Origin of the sequence: Jannaschia aquimarina (assembly GCF_000877395.1) — a bacterium.
Taxonomy (GTDB): Bacteria; Pseudomonadota; Alphaproteobacteria; order Rhodobacterales; family Rhodobacteraceae; genus Jannaschia; species Jannaschia aquimarina.
Genome location: NZ_JYFE01000020.1, coordinates 105,450 through 122,897, shown reverse-complemented (window position 1 = coordinate 122,897; position 17,448 = coordinate 105,450). Strand labels below are relative to the sequence as shown.

At 67.7% G+C, this 17,448-nt stretch carries 13 protein-coding genes; 2 read left to right on the top strand and 11 right to left on the bottom strand.

Annotated features, from left to right (window positions below; genetic code table 11):
* Positions 1-144: 144 nt before the first annotated feature.
* On the bottom strand, positions 145-924 hold the full coding sequence (locus jaqu_RS04915) for an ABC transporter ATP-binding protein (RefSeq protein ID WP_043917826.1): 780 nt from the start codon (positions 922-924) through the stop codon (positions 145-147).
* A 244-nt stretch (positions 925-1,168) separates the two neighbouring features.
* Between jaqu_RS04915 and tpiA the strand changes: the two genes are divergently transcribed.
* A complete protein-coding gene (tpiA, locus tag jaqu_RS04910; protein ID WP_043917825.1) occupies positions 1,169-1,876 on the top strand; it encodes a triose-phosphate isomerase in 708 nt (235 codons plus the stop codon).
* A 39-nt stretch (positions 1,877-1,915) separates the two neighbouring features.
* Here tpiA and jaqu_RS04905 read toward each other — a convergent pair whose 3' ends face one another.
* The 6 genes from jaqu_RS04905 to jaqu_RS04880 all read right to left on the bottom strand — a co-directional run bounded on the left by jaqu_RS04905 (position 1,916) and on the right by jaqu_RS04880 (position 9,486).
* Positions 1,916-3,346, bottom strand: a complete 1,431-nt coding sequence (locus jaqu_RS04905) for a TRAP transporter large permease (RefSeq protein WP_043917824.1) — start codon at positions 3,344-3,346, stop codon at positions 1,916-1,918.
* A 3-nt stretch (positions 3,347-3,349) separates the two neighbouring features.
* Positions 3,350-4,093 carry a TRAP transporter small permease gene (locus jaqu_RS04900; RefSeq protein ID WP_043917823.1) on the bottom strand — a complete coding sequence of 248 codons (744 nt, stop codon included), beginning with the start codon at positions 4,091-4,093 and terminating at the stop codon, positions 3,350-3,352.
* Between the two features lie 94 nt (positions 4,094-4,187).
* Positions 4,188-5,183, bottom strand: coding sequence for a DctP family TRAP transporter solute-binding subunit (locus jaqu_RS04895; RefSeq protein ID WP_043917822.1), 996 nt, complete (start codon positions 5,181-5,183; stop codon positions 4,188-4,190).
* A 251-nt stretch (positions 5,184-5,434) separates the two neighbouring features.
* Positions 5,435-6,427: a DctP family TRAP transporter solute-binding subunit gene (locus jaqu_RS04890; RefSeq protein ID WP_043917821.1), complete on the bottom strand. Its 993-nt coding sequence runs from the start codon at positions 6,425-6,427 to the stop codon at positions 5,435-5,437.
* A 207-nt stretch (positions 6,428-6,634) separates the two neighbouring features.
* Positions 6,635-7,846, bottom strand: a complete 1,212-nt coding sequence (locus jaqu_RS04885; RefSeq protein ID WP_043917820.1) for a sigma-54-dependent transcriptional regulator — start codon at positions 7,844-7,846, stop codon at positions 6,635-6,637.
* Positions 7,843-9,486, bottom strand: coding sequence for a sensor histidine kinase (locus tag jaqu_RS04880; protein ID WP_043917819.1), 1,644 nt, complete (start codon positions 9,484-9,486; stop codon positions 7,843-7,845). The genes jaqu_RS04885 and jaqu_RS04880 overlap by 4 nt, the downstream gene beginning before the upstream one ends.
* Before the next feature lie 74 nt (positions 9,487-9,560).
* Here jaqu_RS04880 and jaqu_RS04875 point away from each other — a divergent pair, with 74 nt between their 5' ends.
* Positions 9,561-10,730 (top strand): cytochrome P450, encoded by a 1,170-nt coding sequence (locus jaqu_RS04875; RefSeq protein WP_043917931.1) that lies wholly within the window; start codon positions 9,561-9,563, stop codon positions 10,728-10,730.
* A 68-nt stretch (positions 10,731-10,798) separates the two neighbouring features.
* Here jaqu_RS04875 and jaqu_RS04870 read toward each other — a convergent pair whose 3' ends face one another.
* From jaqu_RS04870 to jaqu_RS04855, 4 genes are all read right to left on the bottom strand, one after another.
* Entirely contained in the window at positions 10,799-14,434 is a 3,636-nt protein-coding gene (locus jaqu_RS04870) for an error-prone DNA polymerase (protein WP_043917818.1), read from the bottom strand.
* A 97-nt stretch (positions 14,435-14,531) separates the two neighbouring features.
* Positions 14,532-15,104 carry a hypothetical protein gene (locus jaqu_RS04865; RefSeq protein WP_043917817.1) on the bottom strand — a complete coding sequence of 191 codons (573 nt, stop codon included), beginning with the start codon at positions 15,102-15,104 and terminating at the stop codon, positions 14,532-14,534.
* On the bottom strand, positions 15,101-16,639 hold the full coding sequence (locus jaqu_RS04860; protein WP_043917816.1) for a Y-family DNA polymerase: 1,539 nt from the start codon (positions 16,637-16,639) through the stop codon (positions 15,101-15,103). Before jaqu_RS04860 ends, jaqu_RS04865 begins: the two co-directional genes overlap by 4 nt.
* Complete coding sequence (locus jaqu_RS04855; protein WP_236687793.1) at positions 16,542-17,267, bottom strand: hypothetical protein; 726 nt, start codon at positions 17,265-17,267, stop codon at positions 16,542-16,544. Before jaqu_RS04855 ends, jaqu_RS04860 begins: the two co-directional genes overlap by 98 nt.
* Positions 17,268-17,448 lie beyond the last annotated feature (181 nt).

Below are 17,448 nucleotides of genomic sequence, written 5' to 3'. Positions count from 1 at the left end.
GCGATGAACCGGTCCGCTTGCGAGCGGGCGGAGTCCCGGGCACCGGACCGGTGTCGTGCGTGCAGACGCGGGGTGCGCAGGGTACGCGATAGGGGTGCATCGGCATTCGCACACCGAAAGATGCTGGGAGTGGCGACGCGTGCGTCATGCCACCTGATCCTTGTTCTTGAGCCCGGTGCCCAGATAGGCCTCGATCACCCGCTCGTCGGCCTTGATCTCGTCCAGCGTCCCCTCGGCCAGAACCTTGCCCTCGGCCATGCAGATGACGGGACCGCAGATGCGGCCGATGAAGTCCATGTCGTGCTCGATGACGACGAAGGTGTAGCCGCGCTCGGAGTTGAGCCGCAGGATCGCGTCGCCGATCGTGTTGAGCAGCGTCCGGTTCACGCCCGCGCCGACCTCGTCGAGGAAGACGATCCGCGCATCCACCATCATCGTCCGGCCCAGTTCCAGCAGCTTCTTCTGCCCGCCCGAGATCTCCGAGGCGCGCTGGTCGGCAAGATGGGACACCGTCAGGAATTCCAGCACTTCGTCCGCCTTGGCCCGCAGCGCCCTCTCTTCGTCGGCGATCCGCTTGCGGCCGAACCACGTGTTCCAGAGGCTCTCTCCCGACTGACCGCCGGGCACCATCATCAGGTTCTCGCGGCAGGTCATCGACCCGAATTCATGGGCGATCTGGAACGTCCGCAGCAGGCCCTTGTGAAACAGCGTGTGCGGCGGCAGGCCGGTGATGTCCTCGCCGGCCATGGTCACCCGTCCCCGCGTCGGCGGAAGAACCCCCGCGATCACATTGAAAAGAGTGGTCTTTCCGGCACCGTTCGGGCCGATCAGCCCGGTGATCGACCGCTCCTCGATGCGCAACGAGGCGCCGTCGACGGCGTGGAAGCCGCCGAAATGCTTGTGGAGGTCCTGGACCTCGATCATCCCCGTCTCCTCGAACCCTGTGGCCGGGCCCTTATCGAAACGGCCCCGGCGGATGCTCGCCAGGGCCGTTCAATGGTCTGACGATAGTCGGTCGGGCGGCCGGGACACAAGGGTTCATTGGCATACCAAGATCCGGCGAGTGATCCGGTCCAGGCGTGCAGCTCGCCTCCGATCCCGCCGCCTGATCAGGGGCTGGGCCGCCGCGTGGCTTGTGGTAGGGATCCGTCCCAAAGAGGAGATGCCCATGCCCACCAAGATCGCCGCCGGCAACTGGAAGATGAACGGAACGCGCGCCGCGCTGGAGGAGGCCCACGCCATCGCGCAGGTGCAGTCCGGCGATGCGCAGGTGGTGATCTGCCCCCCCGCGACGCTGCTGACCTCGATGCCCGAGGGTTTGGCGACCGGGGGGCAATATTGCCATCCCGCCACCTCGGGCGCGCATACGGGCGACCTGTCGGCGGAGATGCTGGCGGATGCAGGGGCGTCCTATTGCATCACCGGCCATTCGGAGCGGCGCACGGATCACAAGGAGACCGATGCGGATGTCCGCGCGCAGACGGAGGCGGCCTGGCGCGCCGGTCTGATCGCGATCCTCTGCATCGGCGAGACCTTGGACCAGCGCGAGGCAGGCGAGACGCTGGCCGTCCTGTCGGAGCAATTGCGCGGGTCCCTTCCGGACGGCGCGACCGCCGAGACCCTCATTGTCGCCTACGAGCCGGTCTGGGCCATCGGCACCGGCAAGGTCGCCACGCCGGATCAGGTCGCCGAGGTCCATGACGCCCTGCGCGACCAACTGGGTGCGGAGATCTCTCTGCTCTATGGCGGGTCTGTGAAGGCGGGCAACGCCGCCGAACTCTTCGCGCTCGACAATGTCGACGGGGCGCTGGTCGGCGGGGCGAGCCTGAAGGCCAAGGACTTTATTCCCATCGTCGAGGCACTGGCCGCGTCGTGATCGTCGGCCGCGCCCCCGCATCGGGGGCGCGGCCCGCATCTATCGTATGATCGTCTCCGGCCCCATGATCGCATGGGGCAGTGTCAGAGAGATCGCGGGGATGTAGGTCACCAGGATCAGGAAGACGAAAAGGACGGCCAGGAAGGGCAGCGCAGCCCGGACCACGGCCATCATCGACATGCCCGCCACGCCCGAGGTGACGAACAGGTTCAGGCCCACGGGGGGCGTGATCATCCCGATCTCCATGTTCACGACCATGATGATCCCCAGGTGGATCGGGTCGATCCCCAGCTCGATCGCGATGGGGAAGACCAGCGGCGCCACGATCACCAGCAGGCCCGACGGCTCCATGAACTGACCACCGATCAGCAGGATCACGTTGACGACGATCAGAAAGGTGATCGGGCCCAGGCCGGCCGACAGCATCGCCTCGGCGATGTGCTGGGGGATCTGCTCGTCGGTCAGGACGTGCTTGAGGATCAGCGCGTTGGCGATGATGAACATCAGCATGATCGTCAGCTTGCCCGCCTCGAACAGCGTGTCGCGGGTATCGCGGTGCACGAACGCCGTCAGCAGCGCCCACGGTGCGGAGAACAGCGACTTCGGCGTCCCCTCGACCGGGCCCGCCACCGCGGCGCCGACCGATTGCGCCGGGCGCGGCGCGAGCGGGCCGATGTCGCGATAGATGAACATCGCCACGATGAAGGCATAGACGGACGCGACCGCCGCCGCCTCGGTCGGAGTGAAGATCGCGCCGGTGACGCCGGGGATGCCGTAGATCCCGATCATGATGATGACGATCAGCATGAGGCCCCAGAAGGCGTCGCGGAAACTGGCGCCGACCTCGCCCCAGCCGGCGAACTCGCCCTTGGGCATGTCCTTGATGCGGGCGATCACGTAGATCGTGATCATCAGCATCAGCCCGGCCATCAGCCCCGGGACGACGCCGGCCAAGAACATGCGACCGACCGAGACGTCCGTGGCCGATGCATAGACGACCATCACGATCGACGGCGGAATCAGGATGCCCAGCGTGCCCGCGTTGCAGATCACGCCGGCGGCGAAGTCCTTGGTGTAGCCCGCCTGCTTCATCGCCGCGATCACGATGGTGCCGATGGCCACCACGGTCGCGGGGGACGACCCGGACAAGGCGGCGAACATCATGCAGGCGAAGACGCCCGCGATGGCCAGCCCGCCGCGCAGATGGCCCACGCAGGCGATCGAGAAGCGGATGATCCGCCGCGCCACGCCACCCGTCGACATGAAGCTGGAAGCCAGGATGAAGAACGGGATCGCCAGCAGCGTATAGTGCCCGGCCATGGCCTGATAGAAGCTCTGCGCGATGCTGGCCAGCGACGTGTCCGAGAAGGCCAGCAGGAAGATGATCGAGCTGAAGCCGAGCGAGACCGCGATGGGAACGCCTACCAGCAGCAGCCCGATGATCATCGTGAAGAGAAGGACGACTTCCATGGCTCAACGCCCTCCGGCGGGGGCGTGCGACCCCTTGTAGACATCTGTGGTTTCGTCATGCGCGCGGGCAGCGTCCTCGACGGCCTCTTCGGCCTCGTGGCTGACGATCAGGCTTTCGCGGGTGCCGCGGACGATCTCGTAGACGGCCTGGCCGATGCGGAAGAGGATAAGCAGCGTGCCGAGCGGCAGGATGATGTAGGGAATGGCGCGCGGGAACTTTTCGAGCGGGGGATCCCCTTCGAGCAGAAGCCACGCCTCGAGCGGGCTGCGCAGGAATTCGGGCAGCGGCACCTGATCGGTGGGGATGTAGCCCTGGAAATGATGGATCTTCATTTCCTTGAACCCGTCAGGGAACCAGCGGCCCGTCGTCGGGGCGAAGTTGCCGAACGGAGCCCAGAAATCCCAGGCGCCCTTGAGCATCAGCAGGGCATAGGCGACGCAGATCACGCCCGCGACCAGCGCGCAGATGCGCCGTCCCCGATGAGGAAGCGCGTTCGTCAAAGCGTCGACGCCCAGATGGGCGGTCACCTTGAAGCCGTAGCTGACCCCGAAGATCACGAGCCAGGAGAACAGGATCAACACCAGTTCGAGGCCCCAGATCAGCGAGGTGTTGAAGCCGTAGCGCAGAACCACGTTGACGAAGGTGACCAGGACCATCAGCCCCAGCAGGAGGGCGATGCCGGTCTCTTCCAGCGTATTCACGAAACGGCCGACCGGCCCCTTCGGCTCCCAGCGGGCGGCGGACATGGGCCTCTCCCTGACATGGTTTGTGGATGCGGCATGCGCCCCGGAGAATCCCCGGGGCGCGTCCTGTATCAGTACCGCCGGAGCGGCACCCGCCTCAGTTCGAGTAGCCCTGTGCGGCCTCGATCATCTCGGCGCCGATACCGGGCGCGAACTGATCCCAGACCGGGCGCATTGCGTCGACCCATGCGAGGCGCTGCTCGGGCGTCAGCTGGCGGATCGTGCCGCCGGCTTCGATGATCGCCTGCTTGGCTTCCTCGTTGACTGCCGTCGATTCGGCGTTGCGCGTTGCGGTCACCTCGCCGACGATTTTCAGGAACTGCTCGCGTACGGCCGGATCGAGGCTGTCGAGCCAATCGACGGAGGTCACGACGAGGTAGTCGATGATCCCGTGATTGGTCTCGGTGATGCCGTCCTGCACCTCGAAGAACTTCTGGCCGTAGATGTTGGACCAGGTGTTCTCCTGCCCGTCGACGACGCCGGTCTGAAGCGCGCCGTAGACCTCGGAGAAGGCCATGGGCTGCGGCGAGGCGCCCATCGCTTCCATCTGGGCGATCAGCACGTCGGAGGCCTGGACGCGGAACTTCAGCCCGTTCGCATCGGTCGGCACCTCAAGCGGGACATTCGCGGACATCTGCTTCATGCCATTGTGCCAGAATGCCAGACCCTGAAGGCCGCGCCGCGCCATGCTGTCGAGCATGGCCTGACCGTCGGCAGAGTTCTGGAACGCGTCGACGGCGTCGATATCCTCGAACATGAACGGCAGATCGAAGATCTGGAAGACCTTGGTGAAATTCTCGAACTTCGACAGCGACGGCGCGGCAAGCTGCACGTCGCCCTGAAGCATCGCTTCGAGAACCTGGTCATCGTTGTAGAGCGACGACTGGGGGTAGACCTCCATGCACATCGAGCCGTCCATCTCGGCGTTCACCCGCTCCATCAGGAGCGACGCGGCGATGCCCTTCGGATGGCGGTCGGTGTTGGTGACATGGCTGAACTTGGCGACGACTTCGCCTTCGTTGCACTCGGCAAATGCGGCTTGCGCGGAAACGGAAAGGGCCAGCGCGGTGGCGGCCGTGGTCATCAACTTCATAGCTTGTTCTCCCTCGCGCGCTGATATCTCGCGCTTGTCAGGAAACGATGGCCGATCCTCCGCGCCGAACAAGAGGATTTCCTCAACCAAATCTTAACAAAGACTTACCGGCTTTTCTTGATGTTTTCGGATGAGGATGTGCGGAATTTCGCCCCGGCAATCCTTTGCGGAGTGCGGATTTCCGCACAAACCCCGGCGAACAGGGACTCAGAGAGCCGGAGCGCGTCGCGGCGCGCTCCGGGCAAGGCGGATCAGTAGTTGTATCCGGCCGCTTCTTCGATCGTCGACTGGCCGATGATGTCCGAGAACTCGGCCCAGACCGGCTTCATGGCCTCGACCCAGGCCGAGCGCTGCTCCGGCGTCAGGGCACGGACGGTGCCGCCGGCGGCGAGGATCTTGTCCTTCGCCTCGCGGTTCAGACGCTTCGAGTCTTCGTTCTGCTGCTCGGTCACATCCGCGAGGATCGAAAGAAACTCGGTTCGGATGTCGGCATCGAGGCTGTTGATCCACTCGGTCGAGGTCACGACGAGATAGGCGCTCACACCGTGGCTCGTCTCTGTGATGCCGTCCTGAACCTCGAAGAATTTCTTCCCCCACATATTGGCCCAGGTATGCGCGACGCCGTCCACGTCGCCGGACTCGAGCGCGCCATAAACCTTCGAGAAGGGCATGGCCACGGCCTGCGCGCCCAGCTTCTCCATCTGGACGATCTGCACGTCGGAGGGCGGGACGCGAAACTTCAAGCCGGCCGCGTCGTCGGGACGGATCAGCGGAATATTCGCCGCCATGTGCATCATGCCGTTCTGCCAGTAGCTCAGACCCTGGAGCCCCTGCCCCTGCATCGAGTCCAGGAGCTTGCGACCGGATGCGGACCGCTGAAACGCGATGACGGCATCGATGTCCTGGAAGAGGAACGGCAGACTGAAGACCTCGAAGGCCGAGGTATACTCGCCGAATTTCGAGAACCCGGGCGCCGCCAATTCGGCTTTGCCTTCGGCGATCGCGTCGAGGACCTGCGAGTCATTGTAGAGGATCGAGTTCGGATAGACCTCGACGCACATCCTGCCGTCCATCTGCGCGTTCACGCGCTCCTGCAGCTGAGACGCGGCGACCCCTTTCGGATGGCTTCCGCTGGTCACGTGAGCGAAACGCGCGACGATCTCGCCGTCGTCGCATTTCGCGGCGGCGGAATGTCCGGTGAAAGCAATGCCAAGGGCGATTGCGGCGGTCGTCAATCCCTTCATGGGGCTACCTCGTGTCGTGGTTCAAAAAGCCGATACGAGCGAAAGGGTACGCGGCGCGGTTGTCACAAATGCGGCTGTCTCTCCTCACCACGGGCCGGTCACGTTCATCGGCTCGACATGTGTCCGACGCACCACGAAAGCCGCCCGAGGGAGACGCATTCGAACAACTTCGCCTCAAACTCCGGACATATTTCGTGCCGCGCGACGTCAGTCTCGGCGGAAGTCGTCCGCTTTCAGGCCGTGGCGCGTCAGCTTGTCGTAGAAGGTCTTGCGCGGCAGCTTCAGGTCCTCGGCGGCGGCCATGGCGTGGCCTCCGTGGCGTTCGAGCGTCTCTACCAGGATCGCACGTTCGACCGCACGCATCCGATCCGCCAGACCGCCTGCCTGAGGGGTCTCTTCCTCGAGCCCCATCGCATAGCGCATCGCGTAGTTCATCAGGGCGCGGGCGTTACCGGGCCAGTCCTGCGCCATGAGGCGGGCCTGAAGCTCGGGGGGAACCGGCCGGGGCGCAAGATCGGCCTGCTCGCAGGCCTGGGCAAGGTACCGTTCGAAGAGGACGGGAATATCCTGGGGGCGTTCCCTCAGCGAAGGAATGCGAACCCGCAAGCCGTCGAGCCGGTAGAAGAGGTCCGGATCCAGGATCTGTCTGAGATGATCGAGCGACTCATGGGTGGCGGAGAGCAGGCGGACATCGGCGTCCTCGACCTGTGCAAGCGCGTGTTGCGCCGGAGGCGCCAAAGCGTCCACCCGGTCGAGAAACAGGCTCCCGCCCTTTGCCCGGTCCACCGCTTCGAGCAACCCGCACGCATCCAGCGTGGTCGCCGCGCGCTTCACGAAGGGCCCCGCCCCGCGTTGCGAGAGAAGATGGACGACTTCCGCTATCTTGGGGGTGCCGACGCCCGGTTCGCCGTGGACGATGACAGGCGCGTGTCCGCGTGCAACCGCGCGGACGGCATCGCGCAAGGCGGCCGCCTGGGGCGAGATGCCGAAGACAAGCCGGGCCGCCGCATCGCCGCCTTCGAGATCGGCCTTCGTGCGCCGGATCTCCAGCGCGGCGCGGCGCATGTCCAGCGCCTTGCGCAGGGTGCGGGTCAGCTCGTCCGGGTCGCAGGGCTTTTCCAGAAAGGCGAATGCACCGTCCGACATGGCGCGCACGGCCGTGGGGACGTCTCCCTCCCCTGTCAGAAGGACGATGGGCAAATCCGGGTCGACCGACCGGGCATGGGCGAGCAGGTGCATTCCATCCCGGCCCGGCATGCGGATATCCGAAAGGACCACGCCGTCATGCTCGCGGTTGATCCTGTCCTTGACGGCGACGAAGCTGCCCGCAGCCATCACCGATAGGCCCGCGAGTTCCAGCGTCTGCGCCAGCGCCTCACGAACGGCCATGTCATCCTCGACCAGCAGCACATCGGTCATGCGGCCGCATCCTCCGCCCGGGCGGCCAGCAGGGTGACCTCGACCGCGGCCCCGTCCTGCGTGTTCCAGCCTCGGATCTCCCCCCCCAAGCCCTGGACGATGCCGTAGGACAGCGACAGACCGAGACCCAGCCCCTCGCCCACTTCCTTGGTGGTGTAGAAGGGGTCGAATATGCGCTCGGGGTCGGCGAGGCCAGGCCCATTGTCCAGAACTCGGATCCGGGGCGGCCCATCCTCGATCCGGATCAGGATCGGACCGCCCGCATCCACAGCGTTGGAGATGAGGTTCGTCAGGACCTGGACCAACCGCACCTCGTCTCCCATCGCGACGACCGGATTATCGGGCCGTTCGACCCGCGTCTCGGTCCCATGCCGGCGCGCCTCGGTGATCTCCAATGCGGCGTCGAGAACCGCCTGCAGGTCCGTCGGTTCGGCGGAAGCGGGTTCCGACCGCGCGAAGGCGCGCAGGTTCCGGATTATCGCCCCCATGCGCTGCGCCAGCGATCCGATCCGGGCCAGATTGGCGGCGGCCTTTTCGCCATCGCCACGCTCGAGGAAGGTACCGGCGTTCTGCGCGAAGGACCGGATCGCCATCAGCGGCTGGTTCAACTCGTGACTGATGCCGGCCGACATCTGGCCCAAGGCCGAGAGGCGGCTCGCCTGAACGAGATCCGCCTGCGCCTGGGCGAGCTCCGCCTGTGCTTCCCGGCGTTCGCGCACTTCGCGCGTCAGGCGCATGTTGATTTCCGACAGGGCCGCCGTCCGTTGGGTCACTCGGGCTTCGAGGGTCTCGTTCGCGCGCTGCAATGTGCGCCGTCGCTCCATCAGCACGAAGATCAGGGCCGCGATCACGAGGACTGCCGCGCCCAGCGCCATCGCGCGGTTGACTGCCAGCGCGCGCGCGGGCGAAATATCCAGCAGCATCTCGGCGGTCATTCCCAGCACGACGATGTCGCGATGGAGATGAAGCGCCATCTCGGGCAGATACCGCCCCGCATCGAGGCGGCGCACGTCATGCCCGTCCACCGGCATCGAAATCCCTTCGAGAGACGCGGCACGCAGTTCCTGCCGGTTCGTCACGAGAACCCGGCCATCCGCATCCGTGAAGTAGATGGCCTGCGGCTCGCCGCGCCAGTCCCACTCGATCTGCTCGATGTCGCGCGTGACGGCGACGGCGCCCACGACCGGGCCGGTCGGGGCGAAGATCGGGGCGGCATGTGTGATTGTGCGGCTGTCCGTGTTCCAGCCGAAGCCGAGCGCGCCCTGCCTGGCGCGAACCAGCCAACCCGCTGCACCGGAGGCCCGCACCTCTCCGCTGGCCGAGGCGGCGACCGTGCCGTCGGGGCGCAGGATCGCCACATCGGATGCGCCGATCCGGTCGGCCGTCCCGCGCAGAAGGTCGGACGCCCCACCCGACCCTTCTCCGAGCAGCCGCGTGATCCGTGGGTCGCCTGCCAGCAGAACGGCCGCATCGCGCGATCGCTGCAATTCGAGAACCAGCCTGTCGGCCGCGAGCGCGAGATCGGCTCGTCCCTGCTCCGCCAGGCGGTCCAGCGCCTCGTCCAGCGCGGTCGCAAAGATCGCCACGGCGACCGTCGCGGTCGCGGCCAGGGTCGTCAGAGCAAGGAGAAGGCGGCGCATGCAACATGGATACGCGGCCCCGCACGATGACGGAAGGCTTGACGGGCCGCCTCTGCCGCGCCAGCCCGACCGTGATGCAACACTCCGACATGTCCCCGGTCGAGCCCGGTTTCGTCCAGGACCCGTATCCGTTCTACGATCGCCTGCGCGCCGCCGGCCCGCTTGCCTGGTGGCAAGACTACTCCATGCCGATGGCATCGTCCCACGCGGTCGTCTCGGCACTGCTGCGCGACCGCCGGTTCGGGCGCGAAGATCCGGCGCCGCCGCCTCGGCCCGCGCATCAGGCCGAGTTCTGGGCAGTCGAAGACCATTCGATGCTGGAACTCGAGCCGCCGCGCCATACCCGGCTGCGGGCTCAGGTGTTGCGCGCCTTCACCTCTCGCCGGATCGCGGGAATGGCGCCCGAAATCGCCGCGCTTGCCGAAACGCTCTGCGACGGTCTTTCCGGCAAGTGCGAGGACATCATCGCGGGATTTGCCCAGCCGCTCCCGGTGCGTGTGATCGCGCGCCTGCTGGGCGTGCCGGAGGCGGATGCGGCCGATCTCCTGCGCTGGTCGAACGCCATGGTCGGCATGTACCAGGCCGGGCGGACCCATGGCGACGAGGTCCGCGCGGCACAGGCCGCAAGAGAGTTCACCGCCTATCTGTCCGGCATCTTCGCCGAACGGGACCGGGCGCCGCGCGACGATCTGATCAGCCAGCTTCTCGCCGTCGAAGCCGATGGCACGCTGTCGCGCGCCGAAACCAACGCGACCTGCATCCTGCTGCTGAATGCGGGGCACGAGGCGACGGTGCATACGCTGGGCAATGGGGTGAAGGCACTGATCGAGGCGGGGCTCTGGGGCGTGCCGGTCACGGATGGGCTGGTCGAGGAGGTGCTGCGGTTCGATCCTCCTCTGCACATGTTCACCCGTTTCGCGCTTGAAGACGTGGAGGTCTTCGGCCACCGCTTCGCGCGGGGGGACCAGGTGGGTCTGCTGCTGGGCGCCGCGAACCGCGATCCGGCCGCCTATCCCGACCCGGCGCGCTTCGACCCCGCCCGGTTTCCCGATGCGCCGGTGCCGGTCAGCTTTGGCGCGGGCCTGCATCTCTGCCTTGGCGCGCCCCTGGCCCGGCTGGAATTGCGGATCGCGCTGGAGGTTCTGCACGCGCGCATGCCGAACCTTCGCATCGTCGAGCCGCCCCGCTACGCGGACATCTATCATTTCCACGGGTTAGAGCGGTTGGTGGTCGAAAAAGCGTGACGCGCATCCTGTCGTGACGGTTCTGCCGGCGCGGCCCGGGGCGAGGCCGGGTCAGGCCTCTGCGGCTGTCAGTGAAAGTCCCGGCTCTTGGGAATGACGCGGACATTGCGGGGATGGCGGCGGGGCTCGGGGAGTTGGGCGACCTGGTTGTGGATCGGATGCGTGGGCTCGTCGCCGCGCACGGTCTGGGCGGGAAGGTCCACGTCCGAGAGGCGGTCGAGCGCGTCCGAGCGGTTCTCGACCTGCGCGGCCACCACATGCAGGACGCGCCCATCGGTCTGGACCTGGCCTTGCACGGCCATCAGGCGGGCGGACATGATGACGGGGCGGAAAGCCTCGAACCGGTCGGGCCAGATCACCAGATTGACGACCCCGGTCTCGTCCTCGAGCGTGACGAAGCACACGCCCTTGGCGCTGCCCGGCTTCTGGCGCACCAGCACCAGACCCGCGACCCGCACGTTGGCCCCATGTCCCCTGTCCCAGAGGCCGGAAGCGGGCGTGTAGCCCTGGCTTCGCAGGGACGCGCGGAAGAAGCGCATCGGGTGCCGCTTCAGCGACAGGCGCGTGGTCTGGTAGTCGGCCACCACCTCTTCGGGCAGGGGCATGTCGGGCAGAGCCACCGGCAGGTCCGGGCCCTGTGCCGGCGCATCGGCGGCATCGAAGGCGGGTGCGGCACGGCCCGCGACATGGCCCATCACGTCCCACATTCCCTGCCGCCGCGACCGGCCCAGCGACCCCAGCGCGTCCGCCTCGGCCAGAAGGCGCATGTCGCGGGCGTCCAGCCGGGCCCGGCGGCGCAGGTCGTCCAGATCGGCGAAGGCCCGGTCGGTGCGCGCCGCCACGATGCGGGCGGCCGCTTCTTCCCGGAAGCCGTCGATCTGGCGCAGACCAAGCCGCAGGGCGAGGCCCGCGTCGCTGCGTCCGTCGCGGGGAACGGGTGCACCGTCGGGGATGCCGCGAGGGGCGTCCTCGTGCCTTCGGGCCGCCTTCACCCCCCGTGCATCGTCCCGCCGGACGGCATTCGCACCGATGCCGGAGCCGGGGGCCAACCCCCGGACCCCCGGGATATTTGAAGCAGGATGAGGGGAAGAGCCTGTGGGTCCACATATGCCGAAAGAGGTCCGAGTGGGATACCGGGCATCTGCATCCCCGGATCGCGTTTCCGGGGATGCGGCAAGCCTCTCGTGCATGCCTCCCGTTTCCAGCGTGCAGTCCCAATCCGACGCGCCCACATCGACGCCGCGCACCTCCACCCCGTTCTCGCGCGCATCTCGCACGATCTGGGCCGGCGCGTAGAACCCCATGGGCTGCGAGTTCAGCAGCGCGCAGGCGAAAACCGCCGGATGATGCCATTTCAGCCAGGACGAGACATAGACCAGCTTGGCGAAGCTGGCGGCGTGGCTTTCGGGGAAGCCGTATTCGCCGAAGCCCTCGATCTGGGAAAAGCAGCGCGCCGCGAAATCGGGATCGTAGCCGCGCGCGACCATGCGCTCGACCATGCGCGCCTTGTGATCGCTGACCTTGCCCTTGGCGCGGAAGGTGGCCATGGCCTTGCGCAGGGCGTTCGCCTCGGGGCCCGAGAACTCGGCCGCGACCATGGCGATCTTCATTGCCTGTTCCTGGAAGATGGGCACGCCCAGGGTGCGGCCCAAGATCTCTTCGAGCTCCTTCTGGTTATGCTCGGGACCCGGGCGCGGATAGTCGATGACGGCCTCCGGGTCCGCCTGCAGGATGCGCCGGCGCTTGAGGTAGGGATGCACCATGTCGCCCTGGATCGGGCCGGGCCGGACGATGGCGACCTCGATCACCAGATCGTAGAAAACGCGCGGGCGCAGCTTGGGCAGCATCGCCATCTGCGCCCGGCTCTCGACCTGGAAGACGCCCAGGGACTCGCCCCGGCACAGCATGTCGTAGGTCGGGCGATGGGCCTCGTCCTCGTCATGCTCCTTGGGAATCGTGGCCAGATCGTAGGCGATGCCGTGATGGGCCTCGATCAGGCCGAACGCCTTGGCGATACAGGTCAGCATCCCCAAGGCGAGCACGTCCAGCTTGTAGATGCCCAGCGCCTCGACGTCGTCCTTGTCCCATTCGATGAAGCTGCGGTCGGGCATGGCGGCGTTGCCGATGGGCACCGTTTCGGTCAGGGGCGTCTCGGTCAGGATGAAGCCGCCCACATGCTGGGACAGGTGACGCGGCATGCCGATCATCTCGCGCGCCAGCATAAGGGCGCGGCGCAAGGCGGGATCGTCCAGATCCAGCCCCGCCTCGCGCACGCGCTCGTCGCCCATCCGGCTCTCGAAATGGCCCCAGACGGTGCCCGCCAGCTTGGACGTCACGTCTTCGGTCAGTCCCAGCGCCTTGCCCACCTCGCGGATGGCGCTGCGCGGACGGTAGTGGATCACCGTGGCGCAGAGCCCCGCCCGCGCGCGACCGTACTTGGCATAGATGTGCTGGATCACCTCCTCGCGGCGTTCATGCTCGAAGTCGATGTCGATATCGGGGGGTTCGTTGCGCTCCTCGCTGAGGAACCGCTCGAACAGGACCTCGTGCTCGTCCGGGTCGACCGAGGTGATCCCGAGGCAGAAGCACACCGCCGAATTCGCCGCCGAGCCGCGGCCCTGGCACAGGATCGGCGGAGAGACCTCCTCTCGTGCCCAGCGGACAATATCGTGGATGGTCAGGAAGTAGGCGGCGATCCCCTTGGTGCGGATCAGTCCGAACTCCTTGTAGATCGTATGGGCCACATGCTTGGGCACGCCGTTCGGATACCGCTCCCGCGCGCCTTCCCAGGTCAGATGCTCCAGATGCTCCTGCGGGGTGCGGCCCTCGGGGACGACCTCGGTCAGGTACTCGTAGCGCAGATCCGTCAGGCGAAAGGCGATGCGATCGGCCAGCTCGCGCGTCGCGCGCACGGCATGGGGCCAGTCGCGAAACAGGCGCACCATCTCGGCGGGGGGCTTCAGATGACGCTCTCCGTTGGCTTCCAGCAGGGAGCCGGCGGAATGGATCGTGGTGCCCTCGCGGATGCAGGTCATCACGTCTTGAAGCGGGCGGCGCGAGGGGTGGTGGTAGAGCACGTCGTTCGTCGCCAGGAGCGTCAGCCCGTGGCGTGTGGCCAGCGCGTCCAGGCGGTTGATCCGTGCCCGGTCGTCCCCGCGATAGAGGAATGCGGCGGCCAGATGCGTCAAAGGCACCGCGCGCGCCAAGCGCGGCAGCTTCGCCTCGAACGTGTCCAGATCCGCGCCGGGCAGCGCGATCAGGTGCAACCCCTCGGAATGGGCGGCGACCATGTCCAGCGTGATCTCGGTGACGTCCTTGGCCTGCCATTCGCCGTCGGGGGTGGCCATCTTGCCCTTAGACAGCAGGGTCGACAGGCGCCCATAGGCCGCGCGGTCCTGGGGATAGGCCAGCATTTCGGTCCCGCAGACCGTCACCAGCCGACACCCGATCAGAGCGTCGACCTTGGCTGTCAGTCCCTCGGACCACATGCGCACCACCCCCGCCAGGCTGTTGCGGTCCGCGATGCCGATCCGGTCGTAGCCCAGCGCGTTCGCCTGCACGACAAGATCGACCGGCTCCGACGCCCCGCGCAGGAACGAGAAGGCCGAGGACATGCCGAACTCGACATACGGGGCGGGCGGGTTTTCGCGGAACGTATTGTCCGGACCCAAGGTGCGTTTCTGGGGACCGTCGTTCAGGGGCATGGGGCGCCCCCGCTTCTTCTCGGCACAAATACTCCCGCCGGAGGCCCGGGACGGCGGGGGCTCGATGCCCCCGACGGGCCGCTCCCCTCGGTCCCGCTCATCGGCATCGCCTCAGCGGGATCGTGGCCAGCGGCGCGATACGCGCGGCCAGCGCGTCCGACGCCATGAGATAGGGTTTGGACAGGGCCTGGTCCCACCAGAGATGCGCATCCGGCAGGCGGGCGGGATCGACCCGCGCGGCATGGCCGATCAAGGAGGCATGGCGCGGCAGACCCAGAAGCGGCTCTGGCGGCTCCACATGCAGACGGCTGCCGTCTTCGGCGATCGCTCTGGCGAAGGCGCGGACGATCAGACCGTGGGCCCTGCCCTGTGTGCCCAGGTCGATGGGCCAGAACCGGTGCCGTCCGGGATCCAGCGCCTCGATCGCTGCCAGCATCGCGTCCGAGGCCACCAGAAGTCCCGCGCGCATCCACCAGAAGTCCGGAACCGGTCCGCGCGGCTCCAGCGTGTCGGGCAACAGGGCGTCGCCCAGTCCGGAGCCGTCATCATAGCCCATGAAGGCGCGGACCGCCGCGGCCGCGTGACCGGCGGCCAGCGCCCGCCGGGCCCAGCCGTGATCTGAGGCCGGGATCAGCCCCGCCTCCCATCCGATGCGGAAGATGTGGGTCATGGGAACAGACCGTGCATGAACCAGCGCGGCGCGCCTCCGCGCCCGTCGCCCGTCACGCCCTCGCGGTAGAGCCAGTAGCGGCATCCGTCGGCATCCTCGATCCGGTAGTAGTCGCGCAGGCGGGTGCCGGGGCGGTCGACCCACCATTCGGGGGCGATGCGCTCGGGCCCCGCATGGCGGGTCACGTCCATCCGGCGGCGGCGCCATTCCAGCCGCACCGGCGGGCCTTCGGGCACGGCATAGAGGACGCGCACCTCTTCGGGCGGGTCCAGCAGGACCAGGGGACGTGGCGGACGCTCCTGCAGGGCGACGTCTCCGCCATCGCCGTAGAGGGCGGGCTGCCAACGCTCGCCACGCTCGGGGATGTGAGTGTCGCGCAGGTCCGCCCGCACGACCGCGCCCGCCCCCAACCGGGCCGACAGACGGTCGATCAGGTGGTCCAGCGCCTCGGCCTCGTCCACCTTTCCGGCGAGATCGGGCTGCGCCGCGTCCAGCCGCTCGGGATCGGGCGCCTCCAGCAGCACGGCATCGAAGCCGAAACCCGGGTCGATCCCGTCCAGCTTGCCGTCGAAAAGCCGGACCATATGCGCCGCGTCCCGCGTGGGCCGCGCGAGGCCCGCCTCGACGAAGCGGGTTTCGCCATCGCTGCGGCAGATCGTCAGGACCAGCCGCCGCGCCCCCTCGCCCCGCCGGTCGAGTTGCAGCGACAGAAGCCGCGCCAGATCAGGCAGCAACGGCACCGGGTCCTGTACCGGCTCGGGCAGGCGCAGAAGCGCACGCAAGGCCGGGCGCGCCTCCTCCGGAGCGACGGGTTCGGGCAGCTTGCCCAGAGCCTGATCCAGACGGGTCAGCGGATTGTCCCCCTTGGCCCGCGCGAAACGGCGCATGAGCGCCGGCCGGGGGATGACACGAAGCTGGCCGACGGTCTTCAGCCCCAGCCGGGAGAGGGTCTGCACGGGATCGGGCGGCAGTCGCAGGGCAGACAGCGGCAGGACGTCCAGATCGGCCATGTCGCCGCTGACGGCCCGGACCGGACCGAACCGCGCCAGCGCCCAGGCCGCGCCCCGCGTGGGCGCCACGGCCAGCCGCGACGACAGGCCCAGGCCCGACAGCCGCGCCTCGATGTCGCGCAGCATCTCGGCCTCGCCTCCGAACAGATGATCCACGCCGGTCGTGTCCAACACCAGCGCGCCCGCCCCTGGCCCGTGCGCGGGATCGACGGCGACCCAGGGGCTCCACCGGGTGCACCAATGCGACAGACGCTCCAGAAAGGCGGCGTCGCCTGGCTCGTCAGCCCATTCGACCACCAGGTCCGGCGCCGCGGCGCGGGCATCGACGACGCGCTGCCCGATCCGGGCGCCCCGGGCGGTTGCCATCCGGCTCAGGCCGTGGATGACCGGACCGTGCGTCCCCTCGACGGCCAGGAGGACCGGCAGATCATCGGGTGGCGCGTCGCCCCTGCGCGCCTGCAGGGTCCACCATCGCTCCATCGCCAGCGACGGCAGCGAAACGGAGACGATCCTGCGGCCCGTCATGGCCGGCCACCCAGAGGCCGGGCCTGTCGGCGCGCGACCGAAACAGCTCGGCCCGCCAGCGCGGCGCGCCGGGCGACTGCGTGTCCCAGTCCGGCGGCGCCGAGGGCAGCGAGGTCACGCGCCACCGGGCACGCGCGGCGGACAGGGCCGGATCGGCCCCGCGCCGGATCAGCCAGCAGGGCACACCGCTCTGTTCGGCCCGCAGCGCCAGCCGCTTGGTCGCGGTGAAGTCCAGCCGGGGCGGATCGCCCCAGACCTCGCCCAGCACGCCCGAGAGCGCCGGACAGGACAGCGCCATTTCCATCGCCATCAACAGGTCGGGCACACGCGCCGGACGCACAAGGATCACGTCGCGCCCATAGAGGCGCCGCAGGGTGCGTGCCTGGGGCCGCCCCGCCTCGCGGGCGGACAGGCGATCCTGAACCCAGAGCACCGGGCCGGGACCCCGCAATGCCGCCAGCGCGAAAGCGGGACCCGCCGCATCGCGCGGGCCGGTCCAGGCCTCCAGCAGAGTGGCGCTCGAGACGGACTCGGACGGAACCTCCGAGCGCATGCGCTCCGGAGGGTCGGGCGGCAATACGCAACCGCCCTGCCCGGAGACGTCCGGGAAGGAGAGAATCTGTGTCATGCACGGCTACAACTACGATGTTCTGTGTTTGTTCTAGCAAGAGCCGAACATGAGTCAAATGCTTCTCTGAGGATAACTCCGGACTGCGAGGACTCGGATAAGATGAGAGTCGAGTCTCAATGTTCTGATCTATATGTATTTTTTTCGAGCATCGCCGGCGATGCCTGTTCCGGGCGCGTCT